The sequence below is a fragment of the Vibrio sp. 2-1-2a genome (genome assembly GCF_032648565.1).
Lineage (GTDB): Bacteria > Pseudomonadota > Gammaproteobacteria > Enterobacterales > Vibrionaceae > Vibrio > Vibrio diabolicus.
The window spans coordinates 76,260-91,497 of record NZ_WBOH01000001.1; the positions used below are offsets into that span (position 1 = coordinate 76,260).

Below are 15,238 nucleotides of genomic sequence, written 5' to 3' on the forward strand. Positions count from 1 at the left end.
TGGTTAGACCTGGATAAGGAGATTGAGCGCCATAGTGAGGTAACGCTGATCAAGTTGCGTACTTTGTAGAGTTTCGGATGCTTTGATAAAAGAAGCGGAGCCTGAATCCTGTGCAAGAACTTGCAACTGAGCCAACGTTTCATCGAACTGTTGGCGGTACTTTTCTGGACGCAACAATTCTGAGTGCAACAATTTTGGCTTGGTTAACGCGATTAGGTATTGGTCTGAAGGCCTGAGGTCATAGAGCTTCTCTAAATGCGTAGCGACCGCCTGCCCATCAGGAAGTAATTGAAACCGTTCAGGGAAATCGGCCTTAACCTCACTATGAGTAACATGCGTGAAGGCTTCTATGCCTACGTTTAAAGTGCTTACTCGAGTCATGAGGTTGCCACATCGTTATGTAGACGAACCAAAAGCGTAAACGCTTGTTCTAAAGTCGGAAGCGTGACCTCTTCTCCGTTTAACCGCGCGGAAAAAACCAAAGTTTGCTCATCTAACAAACCAGTTTTAATTTCGAAAGGCCAGCCTTGATCGGCATGACACAAACTGAGTGCGCTTTGAATGATGTCACTGGTTTGATGCCAAGATAACGCTTGAGACAACATCAAGAATAGCTGTTCCCCGTGTCGCTCAATATGTAGTGTACCGCTTTGCTCAAAATCCAGCTGCACCCGTCCAGCTGATGAGAAATCGACGGCATCGAGCCCCATTCCTCGGCAAAATTCATTGACGGATGCATCAATCCAACTCATCTTCCCACGCTTCCTCTTCTTCTATATCAATGGCTTCGTCTAGCGCCTTTTGTACCGCTTGTATTAAATTCTGTCGTTGTTCTTCATCGGCGAATACGTCAATAGGGATCGCGCGAACTAACTTGTGGAACTCCCGAAAAAAATCGATTTTTTGTTGTACCGCCGTCAATTCCATTGCGTTAGCGACTTTCCAAATCTCATCACTGCTTACCCATCGCTGCTCTACCAACGCAATCACATCAGCCATCAAATTAGAAACTTGATAAGCCATAACTCGTCCTTTCCGGTTTAAACATTTGGAACAGCTGACTCACGCGATCTTGCAACGTATTCAGAGTTTTGAGTTTTTGCATATCGGACATCAACCACTGCAACTTAACCGAGTCGATACTGCTGCCTTGAACACTAAGATCTGCACTCATGCCTTGCAGCATAAACTCAACAGCGGTCGATACCTCCTGCTCACCAAAGCGCGCCACTACGTCTTGATAAGCGGCGCCGAGCCCTTGATAGCTATGAACGGTATCGCGATAGAAACCGCGCAGCTGGTGCAAAGAGCTAAACTCTTGTTCTTGGCTGTATTCATCAGCAAAGTTTGAGACGCGAATTTCCGTATCAATTTGAGCCCAAGAATCTGGGTTTTGCTCGATTCTCAGAATCGCTTGGTCAATCAGCGCTAGTAGATGTTTACTTTCTGGGCTCGCACTCAAAAACTTTTTAACGGCTTTTAACGCAAGGTATTGATGGCTTTTCTCCTCTGAAAATCCATTCAAATAAGCTTGCAATTGAGCGATGGTCGAGATATTTCCTCCCGCCATTTTTGCAGCCAGATCTTTGATCTTTTGGTTCTTTTCAAGATCAGGGACTTTTCGCAGATAGTCAGAAACGAGTTCGTGCGCTTCATTAACTCGAACGCCACTGTCTTTCACTTTACGCTTGGTCAAATCTTTTTCTGCTTTTTCGGAACCGAGTGAAGTGAGCTCTTCCATCGCATCAAAAAGTGATTGTGTGGCATTGTGAACACGGACCGTTTCACCGCGGTAATTGCCTTTTCGTGAAGCGTCGGTACGAGACGATTCCAACCCGTTTTGGATAGACGCATCAAACTTTGGGTTTGTTGCGATATGATTGTTGATAATACTCATTCACTTGCACTCCTTCCGTACAATACAGGCGAATTATAGGAAGTGCGCTTTCTCGAAGCTGTCAAAATCAGACGTGTTTTTTTAGTGCGTTTTCAGTTTTCTAAAAACTCCCGACTGATATTCACTATAAATACCCCCTCATCCTTTCTATCCTCCCAACATCAATCATTGCGCATATTTTTACCTTGAACGATTTCTCATACATCACTGATATCCAACAATCTGCGATCAGGCAAACTCGTCTGATCCAAATTCGCGGGCGCGTTACGCAAGTAACCGGCACCATCATCAAGGCCGTTGTCCCCGGCGTTCGTGTTGGTGAGCTGTGTGAGTTGCGTAATCCTGATCAAACTCTGTCTTTATTAGCGGAAGTCGTTGGCTTTCAACAGCATCACGCTCTGCTCACACCGTTAGGAAACATGTTTGGGATTTCCTCAAATACAGAAGTTAGCCCAATGGGAAAAATGCATGAAGTCGGTGTTGGCGATCACCTGTTAGGTACAACGCTTGATGGGCTTGGGCGTCCTTTCGATGGTACGCAAAGCCAGGAACCAAGTGCTTGGTATCCGGTTTATCGCGATGCGCCACCACCAATGCAACGTAAACTGATTGAAAAGCCAATCTCTCTTGGGGTTCGATCCATTGATGGACTACTGACCTGTGGTGAAGGTCAGCGCATGGGCATTTTTGCAGCGGCGGGCGGTGGTAAAAGTACCCTACTGGCAAAACTGATTCGATCCGCAGACGTCGACGTGACCGTTCTCGCCTTGATTGGTGAACGCGGACGCGAAGTACGAGAGTTTATTGAGCATGACTTGGGCGAAGAAGGAATGGCCAAATCGGTTTTAGTGGTCGCGACATCCGATCGCCCGGCCATGGAACGTGCCAAAGCCGCTTTTGTTGCCACTTCTATTGCTGAATATTTTCGTGACCAAGGTAAACGCGTGTTACTGCTGATGGATTCTGTAACGCGTTTCGCCCGCGCACAGAGAGAAATTGGACTAGCCGCAGGCGAGCCACCAACACGACGTGGCTATCCGCCTTCCGTCTTTGCCGCTTTGCCAAAGCTGATGGAACGAGCCGGTCAATCTGACAAAGGGTCAATTACAGCGCTGTACACCGTGTTGGTTGAAGGCGACGACATGACAGAGCCTGTCGCCGATGAAACTCGCTCAATTTTAGATGGGCACATCATTCTCTCGCGCAAACTTGCGGCAATGAACCATTATCCCGCCATTGATGTACTTCGATCAGCAAGCCGCGTGATGAATCAAATCGTTGAACCTGATCATCAGGCGTCTGCTGCTCACCTTCGCGAAATGTTAGCCAAGTACGAAGAAGTTGAGCTACTGATCAAAATTGGCGAGTACCAGCATGGGACAGATAGCCGAGCAGATATGGCGATTGCACAAAGTGATGATATACGCGCCTTTTTACGTCAAGGAACGCATGAGCCAAGTGATCTTGATGGTGCTATCGCTCAACTAAAAGGGATGGCGAACCAATGATCGAACGGTTATTAGAAATCAAACAAATTCGAGCTGAACGTGCGGATAAAGCCGTTAAGCGCCAAGAATACCGAGTATCAAATTCGGCAGCACAGGTTCAAAAGGCCGAACGTTCCGTAGCGGACTATCACGTTTGGCGTCAGGAAGAAGAAGAACGACGTTTTGCCAAAGCAAAGCAACACACACTCGTTCTCAAAGAGTTGGAAACATTGAGACAAGAAATCGCGTTGTTGAGAGAGCGAGAAGCCGAGCTTAAACAGCGTGTTGCCGAAGCAAAAAAAGCGCTTGAGTACGAACGTTCGGTACTTAAAGAAAAACAAAAAGAGGCACGGCAAGCCCATAAAACCAAAGAAAAATTCGTTCAGTTGCAACAACAAGAACTCGCGGAACAGTCGCGAGCAAGACAATACCAAGAAGAACTCGAACAAGAAGAGTTTCGCACTGTCGATATTATTTAAAGGTTCATTATGCGCATTACTCCAACAGAAGAAACACCGAATACGCTGTACAAATCAACGCCAGAAAAAAAGCCCTTGGAACGAGAGGTTGAGCTTCAATCACAGTTCGAGCGTGCAATGACGGAGAAACCTAGCAAGGGAAAGGAGTCTATCGTTGCGAATCCCCAAAAAAATCATAGTGGCGAAGAAGACCTACCTCTAAGGCATAAGACATCTCAAGGTCTAGATAAGAAACCTAACCTATCGCACCAAGAAGCCAACGCTGACAAAAACATCCCCACTTTAATAGCTAAAAGTGACGTCGTCACTAAGAGAGACGTAGAGAAATCTCAAGACGACGCAGCAAATAGAGAAGAAATCATTTGCGAAAACAATAAATTGCTTAAACATGATGGAAAACACGAGGGCGACTCAGTTCTAAGCTTTCCTTCTACCAAGCGTGTTGATCCTCACTTTCAAGCTCAAACTTATTTGAAAAATGATAAACCGACGCCGATGGATAAACGTACCTCGCCGGATTATCTCTCTACGCTTGAATCTGGCTTGCTCCCTCAAAGTGCGACAGAGAAAGAGCTCGCTCAAGATGCGATTAACATTGTTGGCTTAACGAAAAAGCAAACTGAAACAGCGCATAATAAACGCGCAACACAGCCGCTACAGAATACAGGCAAACGACCAGACCAAACTGATGGCCTGCCTGAAACCAAGCCTCTTGAAAAAATCGAGACGAAAGTGCCTTCTCAACCCTTTGCAAGTGCAGCAACACAAGGCGATGTCACCCTAAAAAGTTTTGCTCCTCACTCTCAAGCTCATTTGAAAGATGATAAACCGACGCCGATGGATAAACGTACCTCGCCGAATTGTCTCCCTAAGCTTGAATTTGGCTTGCTCCCCCAAAGTGCGACAGAGAAAGAGCTCGCTCAAGATGCAATTAACAATGCTAACTTCACGACGAAACAAACCGAAACGACACACAATAAGCGTGCAACTCAGCGACTACAAGACACAGGCAAACTAACAGACAAAACCGATAGTCGTTCTGAAACTAAATCGCTTGAGAAAATCGAGACGAAAAGCGCAACACTGTCCGGTAAAGCGGATGACGAAAAAGCAGAACCTCAACACCTTGCGAGCGCGGCAACACAAGGCGATGTCATTTTAAAGAGTGTCGCTTCACAGGCTCAGCCGGCCCCTGTACGAGAAGTAAACACGTTACTCCAACAATTGGTGGACAAAATCTATGTTTCTCTGCCAACCGCATCGGACAACAAAGAGGTTCGGCTGTTTCTGAGTGAAGGACAATTAAAAGGTGGCGAAATCCACATCAAGTTGGACGCGCAAGGTTATAGCGTGACGATTCGACAAGAGCATGCCCTTTCCATTATTAGCCAACAAGCTAGACAAGATCTTGCCGAACGCCTAAATCGATTTGGCGGTGATCAGCCACTTCGTCTAGCGATCAGCGAACAAACTCAACAGCTCGATCAACAACAACATGAACAACAACACTCACGCCAGAAACGTAGCGTGTATGAAGAATGGCAAGCGGAGAATGACCTATGACGCCGTTAACGATACCCAAAGTCGATTCAGACAGTATTGCGCTCAGTAATCAACTTTGTGCAAAGCAATGCCATTTCCAAGGGGCTGATGGTCAGAGCGTATCGATTACTGTTTCTCAAATCCCTTCATTTGAAGGATTCCGTTTAACCACGTTGATTGGAGGGCAAACGATCCAAGTGGATTTTTGTCGTGCGCAACTCCAGAAATGGCTTGAGTCTACTCTGAATGCCACTGCATTCGAGTCACTGCCCAACTCGCTCCAGTTAGCACTTTTGAGTTCTCAGATTGAACCGCATAGTGAGGCATTCAAAGCACTATTTGGTCAGTTGCCCATTCTTAGCCAGTTACAACCGTTAGAGTCGAGCCAAGTTCAAGAGCATACCTTGATGTTAACCCTCAATAAACCTAACGGCTCTCTTTGTTTGTGGGTTAGCGAAGGAGCAAACGTGCTGTTGGATGCACTACCAAACAGCGCTGCTCTTCAGGCGCGACATCTCGCTTTACCTGTGTGGTTAAGCCTTGGAAAGACCCATTTAATGTTAAGCGAATTTAATTCGCTCGAACTGGGAGATGTGATCTTTTTTGACGATTGTTATATCGCCCAACAACAAGCCATTTTTCAAGTATCTAACCAGAATCTCTGGCGCTGCCAACTGGATGACCAAATTCTTCACATTATTGAAAAAGAAACCAATATGAATGACGTAAACACTTCAGAAATGTTAACCGACCACCAGCAACTGCCCGTGGAACTCACGTTTGATATCGGCCATCAAACCATCACTCTAGAACAGCTTAACCAGCTTCAGCCTGGGTACGTATTCGAGCTAAACCAACCTGTATCTAAGCCGGTAACATTGCGTGCCAACGGCAAAATCGTCGGTGAGTGTGAACTGGTTAATGTTAATGAGCATTTAGGTGTGCGCGTACTGGAACTGTTTGGTGGCACGCAGGAGCCAGCATGATCCAGTTACCTGACGAGCTCAATCTCATTGTCAGCTTAGCACTGCTGGCACTGATCCCATTTATCGCGATGATGGCGACGTCGTTTGTAAAACTCGCCGTTGTATTCTCACTGCTGCGTAACGCTCTCGGTGTACAGCAAATTCCACCGAACATGGCGCTGTACGGATTGGCGATCATTTTGTCTATTTTCATCATGGCTCCCGTCGGTTTTGAAACCTACGACTACGTAAAGCAGCATGATATCTCCCTCGAAGATTCTGCAAGTGTAGAAGGCCTCATTGAAAGCGGTTTACAGCCTTATCGAGAGTTTTTGAAAAAACATATTCGGGAAACCGAAGCCATATTCTTTACCGATGCTGCGCGCACATTATGGCCTCAAAAGTACGTGGACCGTTTAGAGTCAGATAGCTTGTTGCTGTTGCTGCCAGCGTTTACGGTCAGTGAGCTTACCCGTGCTTTTGAAATTGGCTTTCTATTGTACTTACCGTTCATCGCTATCGACCTAATTGTATCGAATATCTTGCTCGCCATGGGCATGATGATGGTATCGCCAATGACGATTTCCCTCCCCTTCAAATTGTTACTCTTTGTCTTGCTTGACGGCTGGACGAAACTCACTCACGGCTTAGTGCTGAGTTACGGTTAATCACGGAGAAAGTATGCATTCTGCAGAAATCATTCATTTCACGACTCAAGCATTAACCCTAGTTTTGTACTTGTCGTTACCGCCGATTTTAGTCGCAGCGTTGGTTGGTACATTGGTGTCGCTTATTCAGGCGTTAACTCAGGTCCAAGAACAAACGTTGGGGTTTGTGGTCAAGCTTATCGCGGTCATTATTACGCTGTTCATCACAACACAGTGGTTAGGGGCAGAGCTCCACGCCTTCGCCTCGCTTGCCATGGATAAAATTCCTCAAATACGATGAGTTATCACGACTTACACCAGGCTTTATTTTTGTATAGCCTGACGTTACCTCGGTTAATGGCATGCTTCATCTTTTTGCCTATTTTGAGCAAGCAAATGCTAGGCGGCACCATGGTGAGAAATGGTGTGCTTTGCTCACTCGCACTGTTTATATTTCCGATGATTAATCAGCAAAGCTTGCCCGCAGAAACCGACGGTATTTGGCTGATAGTGATTTTGGGTAAAGAGGTATTAATTGGGCTATTGATCGGGTTTGTTGCTGCTATCCCCTTTTGGGCAATAGAAGCGGCTGGCTTTCTGGTCGACAACCAACGTGGTGCTGCCATGGCAAGTATGTTTAATCCAACGCTAGGCTCGCAATCGACGCCAACCGCAGTGTTGCTGACCCAAACGTTGATTACCCTGTTCTTCTCTGGCGGGGGCTTTGTCACTTTTATCTATGCGTTATTCAAAAGCTACACATCTTGGCCGATCGTGGACTTTTTCCCAACCGTTAGTGATGCATGGGTGAGCTTCTTCTACGCACAATTTGAACAGCTTATGTGGCTTGGTGTGCTGATGTCTGCCCCATTAGTGTTGGCAATGTTTCTTGCTGAGTTTGGTCTGGCTCTTATCAGTCGTTTTGCACCGCAATTGAATGTTTTTTTCCTTGCCATGCCAATAAAAAGTGCCATCGCGAGTGTTTTACTGATCGTGTATCTCGGAATAATGATGGATCACTTTGAAGTACAGTTTTACGGCATTACCCGATTCGCAGAACAACTCAATACCATTTGGCAATAACGCTTAGGATTCTTTATGAGCGCAGAAAAAACAGAGCAACCCACCGCAAAAAAATTACGCGATGCTCGGCAGAAAGGTCAGGTAGCCAAAAGCCAAGAAATCGTATCGTCTGCATTAATTTTGGCGCTCATAATTGTACTGTTTGCGTTCGCCGATTATTACATGTCGCACATCTCCGCGCTTATTCTCCTACCAAGTAAGCTTGCTTATCAGGGCTTCCAAGATGCGCTAGTCGATGTCGCTATTGCCATCGCAAAAGAAATTGCCTATCTACTCGCCCCGATTATTCTGGTTGCTGCACTCGTCGCCATCTTTTCCAATATGGGGCAGTTCGGCTTTCTATTTAGTGGTGAATCCGTTAAACCCGACATCAAAAAGATCAATCCCGTCGAAGGTGCCAAACGCATTTTTTCGCTTAAGAGTGTGATTGAGTTTATCAAGTCGATCCTTAAAGTCTCTCTTCTTTCCTGCATTATCTGGGTGACATTACGCGGTAACATCAACGCTTTAATGCAAATTCCAACTTGTGGGTTAGAATGTGTTCCGACCATTACTGGCGTCATGATTAAACAATTAATGATTATCTCTTCGGTAGGTTTCATCGTCATCGCTGCAGCTGATTTTGCGTACCAAAAATTTGACCACACGAAGAAACTCAAAATGAGCAAGGACGAAGTGAAACGTGAATACAAAGAGATGGAAGGCAGTCCAGAAATAAAAAGCAAACGTCGTCAGTTGCACCAAGAGCTACAAGCCTCCAATCAACGCGAAAACGTTAAACGTTCTAATGTATTAGTTACAAACCCAACACATATCGCGGTTGGTCTTTATTACAAGAAAGGCGAAACGCCCCTGCCCGTCATTACCTTGATGGAAACCGATGCGGTGGCCAAACGTATGATCGCAATCGCCAAAGAGGAAGGTGTGCCTGTGATGCAAAAAGTCCCTCTTGCTCGCGCACTATACGCGGACGGCAACGTCGACCAGTACATCCCAAGTGATCTTATTGAAGCAACCGCCGAAGTACTTCGTTGGTTGGCATCATTGGAGTCAGATAAGACGCTGAACTAACATGATTTCGATAGTAAAGGCTATCGTACGAAGAACGGTTATCACTTTTCTATACGTAATGAGATTTTTAAATGTGTCATCCTTCGCTATAGGTTTCAGCATATCGAATTTGCCTACTTTTGCTTGTCTCAATGAAGCACTTGGTTCATGAAAAGTCGTGTTTACTAACGTCAATAGTGGTACTGTACTGGACAGTTTTACTTTCATCTCTAAACCACCTAAAGCTCGGTAAGAAACCACGCCAGCCACAACAAAGGTGGATTTTTGCTTAGGTTGATTTATTTATGCGCATATCTACCGAAAAGAAACGAACTCGAATCATCAAAGTTGCCACTGACCTTTTTATAAAACAAGGTTACAAAGACACATCACTCGATCAAATCGTCGCGATTTGTGGAGGCTCAAAGCAGACGTTATATCGCTATTTTTCGAACAAAGAAGGGTTATTTGTTGAAGTTTTAGCATACAATACCAAAACCAGCTTAGAGTCCGTCTTCCAGCTTGCCGACAAGCAATCGGCGCCTTTACAAGAAACATTGAATGACTTCGCCAAGAAGTACCTAAAAGGTGTATGCTCCAATCCTATGCTATCACTTTATCGGATCGTTTCGGCTGACTTCAACAAACATGATTCCGTACCAAATCAATTCTGGCAGACAGGGCCGCATCGCATTCATCAATACCTCATCGACTTTTTAAAGAGTGAAACTGTCAGCTCACAACTCGATGTTGAAAATGCCGACCTCGCTTGTGAGCAACTACTTGCATTAATTAAACTTGATTACCAGAACATGGCACTAATTGGCTTCGATTTTCCGACAGATGAAGAGTTAGATGCACATACGAAAAAAGCGGTCACCGCCTTCCTAAATCTATACCAAAGATAAACTCACTGAATATAAAAGGGAGCATCATCGCTCCCTTCTTGTTTCTATGGCTTAGTGAATCTCTCGCTTCGCCGCCAGTTTTTTACCGATTATTAAGATTGGCGCGAGAGCAAAGACCGAGATAATAAACATCAATAATGAATTACTCAGTGCGAGAGTGGTCGCCTGCTCTTTGACAACAGAACTAATTTGGCTCATTCCTAATGCCGAATTTGGCAAGTGTCCATGAGTCAGAATCGTACTGCTCAACGCATTTTTATAAACACCAAAAGCATGATTCACATCATCTAGCGTTCGGCCAATCTCTCCAGCAGCTTGTGCACTATGGCTTTGTATTACCCGTGAGAACACGGCACCAGCGATCACACCGCCAATGGTACGAAAGAGGTAGAAATTGGCAATACCTTCTAAGCGCTGCCCGACATTGAAGTACATCAATACTGCAATGGTCACAGACACATTCAATAAGCCGACACCAAACCCACGCAACATCATCGGAACGGACAAAGATTCCGTACCAGCAAAGCTAGGTAACTGACTAAACATATGTACCGAAAGTATAATCATCACCACACCAAACGGGACGACTGCATCCGCTAATGGACGGCGGAAGTAATACACCAGCACACTGACTAGCATACCACCTAGCATGACATAAAATGCCGGTAATTGGGCATATCCAGCATTAAGGTTGTTGTACTGCAACGCCATTTTCAAAAAGCTAGTAAACAACACATTGCTCGCCATAACAGCAAAACCTGCCAAAAAAGCGTTGTACATAAAAACATTAGTTTTCAACTTACTATGCAGCTGTATTGATGCTGTATTTAAAGGACTGGTTTTCACAAAGTAATACACCACTAATAAAGTCAGAGCTGCGGCAATCGAAGAGGCTTTAACAAACCATTCCGAGTCAAACCAGTTGTAATAACTGCCTCTCATCAATAGAAATACAACGATACTTATTGTCAGGGCAAAAACTAAATAAAACCAACAGCCCGACTTAGCTTCGGCCTCGATTTGAATCGACTTAGGATTGTAGATGCATGCAATTACCAAGGCAGAGAAGTACAGCCAAGCCGACACGACACACAACAGTGACCAATCAAAGATTTCGACAATATTGGCCACTACCCAAGGGTAAGCGCCGATCGGTAGCAAGGTTGAAAATACTAGCGTTAAAGCAATAATGGCAGGTAGCCAACGCTGTTCAAAGAAGTGGAGCAAGTAAAGGTTTAATACCACAATTAACATGCTCATAAAAAAGCCACTCGAGAGCCAAGTCAGAGTGAACACCAGTTCTTGCTGTCCGCCCCAGTAAAGTACAAGATTGCTCGCTAGACCTACCAATAAAATGGCATGTAAGAGAATTAACGTACCCAATCTACGCACCAATATTGGTGTGAATATAAAACCTAATACCTGGGTAATCATAAAGCCGACTTTAACCAGAGCAACTTCATCGACAGATAAGCCTGACGTTGCCGCCATCTCATACGATAACTCGGTAAACATCACGGAGTTAATACCAAAAGCAGCAATCGCAAAAAGCGTCAAAATCAGCAGCGGTGAACGTTTTTCCATTGCAGTTAACCTTGTGCCGCGGTCTCGATCGTTACTTCTGCAGACAACCCCGGATAGACTCGTTGACTCAACTCTTGAGGGATCTCTAGCTCAATACGTACTGGTACACGTTGTACTACTTTTACGAAATTGCCTGTCGCATTTTGAGGTGGCAATAAACTAAACTGTGCACCAGTCGCCGGGGTTATCGAAGAAACACGGCCGTGCAATGGATGGTTTGGAAACATATCCAATACTACTTCAACCTCTTGCCCAGGCACAACGTTCTCAAGTTGTGTTTCTTTAAAGTTTGCCTCTATCCAAACATAATCTGGCACCATCACGATGAGCCCCATTCCTGGTTGTACAAACTTGCCGACTTGCACTTGTCTATCTGCCACATAGCCATCGAATGGTGCACGCACCGTGGTTCTTTCCAGTGAAATATTAGCTAGTCGTAAGTTTGCTTCTGCTTTTTTACGCTGTGCTGTCAGTTGCAACTTCTCAGTCATCAATGTGTCGAGCTGTTTTTGCTCAGCAGCTAAGCCCAATTTAGCGGTTTCAAGATTACTGCTTGCTTCAATAGATCGTGTTTTTTGTGCTTCAAACTGATTTTTGCTCACAGATTGCTTTTGTACCAAACGAGAAAGACGTTGAAACTCCGCCGCTTGGTGTTCGGCATTTGCACTCGCGCGGCGAATACCTTGCTTCGCCTGCTCAATTTTCATTAACTGCATATCCGTTTTGATTTGATTTGCAGTAAGCTCAGATTTCGCAACATCTAGTGCTGCTCGAGCAATTTCTTGGTTGGCAATAAAGTCTTCATCATCAATGACAAACAAAGGAGTTCCTTCTCTTACCCACTGGTTATCTTTGACAAAGATTTCGCTTACTTGCCCCCCAACCTCAGGTGAAATGGCCGTAACGTCTGAATGAACATATGCGTTATCCGTCATTACAGTATTCGGCTGGTATAAGGCACAGCCAGCAGCAAATAACGAACCAACAACAAGCGACAAGGCGATAACTTTCTTCTTCATGTTTGAAACCCATTTTATGATTTTTACAAACTGTACTGTACCGTACAGTTTTAGTAAAGACACATTTGATCATTGCCAATCAAAAAGATCAATCTCATTGATTTATCATGAACTTCTTGAGAAAAGTGTTTCGAATGAAAAGAATTAAAATCTAACCATTTGTAATGTAAACAAAAAACACATTTAAACTGAATAAGTAAAGAGAGGACTGCAACTCCCCTACCTTTAATGATGCTTGCTCCCCAACTCGGTGCATCAGGCGCAAACATTTGACTGGCCGAAGTTTTCGAAGCTACCTCACCAATTTTCATTAGCACCTCAATCTGACACATCAACCCAACGATAAGCACAAGCTAGTAGCATTTTCTTCAAACGAATTTGACATCGCCCAATATAGTTGTGTATACAACCATATTGTTCGTTCATGTTATTTGGTGAAATTTTCCATGTCCCAATACAACCATCATCAGTCTCTCGGTCACCTTACGGGGCTTGCTAGTCGTCTGTTTAACCGATTACTCACTACCCGTTTCAAAGATGCTGGTATTGATATGACAGCAGAACAATGGGGTGTCGTGTTGCTGTTACGAAACAACGGTGCCCTTTCTCAAAGTCAGATTTGTGAACTGTTGTACTTAGAAAAATCGAGCGTCAGTCGATCAATTGATGGGCTTGAAAAGCGCGGTTGGACAGAGAGGAAACCTTCGCCAACGGATAGTCGAAGTAAGTTAGTCGTGCTAACAGAAAAATCTTTAGACACCGTTGATACATGTGCAAATATCGCTTCGCTAGTACTGCAAGAAGCCCAACAGAACCTTGCTGATGCCGACCTAGATAACAGCAAACAGCAACTTTCTAGCGTGGTAGCGAACTTACGCAAGCTTAACGGACAAATTTAACTTATCAGCGTACGTTGCGACAGAAGCTGGTTTAACAGTCAGGCTCAACCTTGGAGAAATACGATGACAAAACGCAATGCTTTAATTACAGGTGGCGCTCGCGGAATTGGTGCAGCAACAGCAAAAGCACTCGCTGCAGATGGTTACCGAGTTTTTATCAACTACGTAAATAGTGCTGCGGTCGCGGAAGCGTTAGCTCTAGAAATTCAAGACGCCGGTGGTGAGGCGTACACTTTAAAAGCTGACGTTCGAGATGACGCACAAATACAAGGGATGTTCGACAGCATCGCAAATGAACATGGTGGCGTTGATGTTCTTGTCTCAAACGCAAACATGAGCTTTACCGCTAAACCTTTCACTGAGCAGTCGTGGGAAGAGTTTGCACAAAAGCTAAATGACGAAATGCACGCTGCATATCAAACGGCAAAATTGGCGGTAGAAAACATGAAAGCCAACCAGTTTGGGCGCTTAATTTTTATCTCTAGCACCTTATCAGAAGCTCCTGCACCAAGCTTTATTGCTCATGGTAGTGCAAAAGGTGCACTTGATAGCTTTAGTAAATACCTCGCTCAAGAACTTGGTCCTTTCGGGATTACGTCTAATGTCGTTGCTCCGGGCCTTGTAGAAACAGACGCAACAAAAGGTGCTCCTGAAGAGTTTAAAGAAACCATTCGAATGTTCACACCAACGCAGAAAATTGCCACACCTGAAGACGTAGCAAACACCGTGAGCTACTTGGCAAGTGAAAAAAGCGGACATATCACGGGCACATACAATCCAGTATGTGGCGGCGCCTACCTACCATAGCGCCAAGTGTGCCTCGCACACATACAAAGGCATGTACGCATGCCTTTGTATCTTTAGGTATTGCTTTGCAACGCGCAAGCTTCCTTCATGGGCGGTTTTGTCTGAAGAAAAATAGAAAGTCCTATCTATTTCTTATAATCGGTGTATAGTGAGCTCAGCTCCTAACCGTGAGCTATTGATGAAATATTTAGTTCGAGTCTCTTCTTAGTTTTCTTTCGAGTCATTTCGTTACTCAACTCCTGTAGCAACTTATTCTTTATCTTCCATTAAATAGCCTCAGTTTTGATTTAAATACGAACGAGAGTTAGCTCTCTTAGCATGGTTATCACAACGCGCTGTCTTTACATCGATAGGTTTATAAGGAATTTAACCTTATAAAAACAATCATTAAGCGTCAAAATAAGACATAACGCTGCATAGCCACTTCGTGTATATATCATCACTATTTAGGAATAGTCATTAGCGGTGAAATATATTAATCAGCGCGATGACAATGGAATATTTAGACTTAATTTAAACCATTTTGACTTCGTTATTCCTATAAAAGTAGAGGTTAATTAGATTAACCTTTAATAAACACGCTCTAGAGGAATAAAAATGAGAAAAAAACGAGATAGCTTTCAAAAAAAGAATAAAAAAAGCAATTATGAAGATAAGTTTGAGTTGATGGTAAAAGAATACCACAGCGCAAAAGAAGTATTAGACGCAATGCCAGAAGGTTCGGCTGACTACGACAAGCAAAAAAAGCACTGTGAATCTCTATTTGCTAATGCCGAGCGCTTTTTTAAGCGAAATCAGTAGGCCAATTTAACGCCTAGATAAACATCCGGCAAAACACCATATACGGTAAGGGAGCACCTGCTCCCTTACT

Annotated in this window: 19 protein-coding genes; 12 read left to right on the forward strand and 7 right to left on the reverse strand. The window is 44.4% G+C overall.

Annotated elements, in window-relative coordinates:
- Nucleotides 1–3: 3 nt before the first annotated feature.
- From vscX to sctW, 4 genes are read right to left on the reverse strand one after another with little or no spacing between them, the layout of a single operon-like run.
- Entirely contained in the window at nt 4–381 is a 378-nt protein-coding gene (vscX, locus tag F7Y48_RS00435) for a type III secretion system protein VscX (RefSeq protein WP_005377246.1), read from the reverse strand.
- Nucleotides 378–752, reverse strand: coding sequence for a type III secretion chaperone SycN (sycN, locus tag F7Y48_RS00440; RefSeq protein ID WP_012841776.1), 375 nt, complete (start codon nt 750–752; stop codon nt 378–380). The genes vscX and sycN overlap by 4 nt, the downstream gene beginning before the upstream one ends.
- Entirely contained in the window at nt 739–1,023 is a 285-nt protein-coding gene (locus F7Y48_RS00445) for a TyeA family type III secretion system gatekeeper subunit (RefSeq protein ID WP_012841775.1), read from the reverse strand. The genes sycN and F7Y48_RS00445 overlap by 14 nt, the downstream gene beginning before the upstream one ends.
- Entirely contained in the window at nt 1,004–1,897 is an 894-nt protein-coding gene (gene sctW / locus F7Y48_RS00450; RefSeq protein ID WP_005395115.1) for a type III secretion system gatekeeper subunit SctW, read from the reverse strand. Before sctW ends, F7Y48_RS00445 begins: the two co-directional genes overlap by 20 nt.
- A 185-nt stretch (nt 1,898–2,082) precedes the next feature.
- Between sctW and vscN the strand changes: the two genes are divergently transcribed.
- From vscN to F7Y48_RS00495, 9 genes are all read left to right on the forward strand, one after another.
- Complete coding sequence (vscN, locus tag F7Y48_RS00455; protein ID WP_316679424.1) at nt 2,083–3,405, forward strand: SctN family type III secretion system ATPase VscN; 1,323 nt, start codon at nt 2,083–2,085, stop codon at nt 3,403–3,405.
- The gene (locus tag F7Y48_RS00460) at nt 3,402–3,863 is read left to right on the forward strand and encodes a type III secretion protein (protein ID WP_316679426.1); all 462 of its coding nucleotides are present in this window, start codon (nt 3,402–3,404) and stop codon (nt 3,861–3,863) included. The genes vscN and F7Y48_RS00460 overlap by 4 nt, the downstream gene beginning before the upstream one ends.
- Nucleotides 3,864–3,872: 9 nt before the next feature.
- Nucleotides 3,873–5,426, forward strand: coding sequence for a type III secretion system needle length determinant (locus F7Y48_RS00465; RefSeq protein ID WP_316679428.1), 1,554 nt, complete (start codon nt 3,873–3,875; stop codon nt 5,424–5,426).
- Nucleotides 5,423–6,391: a type III secretion system cytoplasmic ring protein SctQ gene (gene sctQ / locus F7Y48_RS00470; RefSeq protein ID WP_046874924.1), complete on the forward strand. Its 969-nt coding sequence runs from the start codon at nt 5,423–5,425 to the stop codon at nt 6,389–6,391. The genes F7Y48_RS00465 and sctQ overlap by 4 nt, the downstream gene beginning before the upstream one ends.
- Nucleotides 6,388–7,038, forward strand: coding sequence for a SctR family type III secretion system export apparatus subunit VscR (gene vscR, locus F7Y48_RS00475; RefSeq protein WP_005377232.1), 651 nt, complete (start codon nt 6,388–6,390; stop codon nt 7,036–7,038). Before sctQ ends, vscR begins: the two co-directional genes overlap by 4 nt.
- A 13-nt stretch (nt 7,039–7,051) precedes the next feature.
- On the forward strand, nt 7,052–7,318 hold the full coding sequence (vscS, locus tag F7Y48_RS00480) for a SctS family type III secretion system export apparatus subunit VscS (RefSeq protein WP_152814910.1): 267 nt from the start codon (nt 7,052–7,054) through the stop codon (nt 7,316–7,318).
- The gene (sctT, locus tag F7Y48_RS00485; protein WP_137282056.1) at nt 7,315–8,100 is read left to right on the forward strand and encodes a type III secretion system export apparatus subunit SctT; all 786 of its coding nucleotides are present in this window, start codon (nt 7,315–7,317) and stop codon (nt 8,098–8,100) included. Before vscS ends, sctT begins: the two co-directional genes overlap by 4 nt.
- A 15-nt stretch (nt 8,101–8,115) precedes the next feature.
- Entirely contained in the window at nt 8,116–9,171 is a 1,056-nt protein-coding gene (gene vscU / locus F7Y48_RS00490; RefSeq protein WP_048626449.1) for a SctU family type III secretion system export apparatus subunit VscU, read from the forward strand.
- 284 nt (nt 9,172–9,455) lie between these two features.
- Nucleotides 9,456–10,058: a TetR/AcrR family transcriptional regulator gene (locus tag F7Y48_RS00495; protein ID WP_053807479.1), complete on the forward strand. Its 603-nt coding sequence runs from the start codon at nt 9,456–9,458 to the stop codon at nt 10,056–10,058.
- 51 nt (nt 10,059–10,109) lie between these two features.
- Here the strand turns inward: F7Y48_RS00495 and F7Y48_RS00500 are convergent, their stop codons facing one another.
- From F7Y48_RS00500 to F7Y48_RS00510, 3 genes are read right to left on the reverse strand one after another with little or no spacing between them, the layout of a single operon-like run.
- Nucleotides 10,110–11,642: an MFS transporter gene (locus tag F7Y48_RS00500; RefSeq protein WP_316679663.1), complete on the reverse strand. Its 1,533-nt coding sequence runs from the start codon at nt 11,640–11,642 to the stop codon at nt 10,110–10,112.
- A gap of 5 nt (nt 11,643–11,647) precedes the next feature.
- Nucleotides 11,648–12,661, reverse strand: a complete 1,014-nt coding sequence (locus tag F7Y48_RS00505) for an HlyD family secretion protein (protein ID WP_104974067.1) — start codon at nt 12,659–12,661, stop codon at nt 11,648–11,650.
- Between the two features lie 50 nt (nt 12,662–12,711).
- Entirely contained in the window at nt 12,712–12,972 is a 261-nt protein-coding gene (locus tag F7Y48_RS00510) for a hypothetical protein (RefSeq protein WP_301615485.1), read from the reverse strand.
- Nucleotides 12,973–13,107: 135 nt separating this feature from the next.
- Between F7Y48_RS00510 and F7Y48_RS00515 the strand changes: the two genes are divergently transcribed.
- From F7Y48_RS00515 to F7Y48_RS00525, 3 genes are all read left to right on the forward strand, one after another.
- On the forward strand, nt 13,108–13,560 hold the full coding sequence (locus tag F7Y48_RS00515; protein ID WP_005395130.1) for a MarR family winged helix-turn-helix transcriptional regulator: 453 nt from the start codon (nt 13,108–13,110) through the stop codon (nt 13,558–13,560).
- Nucleotides 13,561–13,623: 63 nt separating this feature from the next.
- Nucleotides 13,624–14,367 (forward strand): SDR family NAD(P)-dependent oxidoreductase, encoded by a 744-nt coding sequence (locus F7Y48_RS00520; protein ID WP_258431680.1) that lies wholly within the window; start codon nt 13,624–13,626, stop codon nt 14,365–14,367.
- Between the two features lie 597 nt (nt 14,368–14,964).
- Nucleotides 14,965–15,168 carry a hypothetical protein gene (locus tag F7Y48_RS00525; RefSeq protein WP_005395134.1) on the forward strand — a complete coding sequence of 68 codons (204 nt, stop codon included), beginning with the start codon at nt 14,965–14,967 and terminating at the stop codon, nt 15,166–15,168.
- The last annotated feature ends 70 nt before the right edge of the window (nt 15,169–15,238 follow it).